General features: G+C 66.1%; 1 pseudogene. It reads left to right on the top strand.

The features are described from left to right. Positions 1-307, top strand: a pseudogene (locus tag PGR09_RS24565) (sodium-extruding oxaloacetate decarboxylase subunit alpha); the annotation flags it as partial.

Here is a 307-nt window from a genome sequence, read left to right as displayed (position 1 = left end):
CCGCTCAGCTGGATGACGTCGGCTACCGCTCGCTGGAATGCTGGGGCGGCGCCACCTTTGACGCCTGCATCCGCTTCCTCGGCGAGGACCCGTGGGTCCGCCTGCGCGAACTGAAAAAGGCGATGCCGAAAACCCCGCTGCAGATGCTGCTGCGCGGCCAGAACCTGCTCGGCTACCGCCACTACGCCGACGACGTGGTGGCGCGCTTTGTGGAGCGCGCCGTCAAAAACGGCATGGACGTGTTCCGCGTTTTCGATGCCATGAACGACCCGCGCAACATGAAAGCCGCCCTGCAGGCGGTGCGCAG

It is taken from the genome of Klebsiella sp. 141251 (genome assembly GCF_050600725.1).
GTDB lineage: Bacteria > Pseudomonadota > Gammaproteobacteria > Enterobacterales > Enterobacteriaceae > Klebsiella > Klebsiella aerogenes.
The sequence above is the reverse complement of the archived record's forward strand: the minus strand, read 5'-3'. Positions and strand labels throughout refer to the sequence as shown.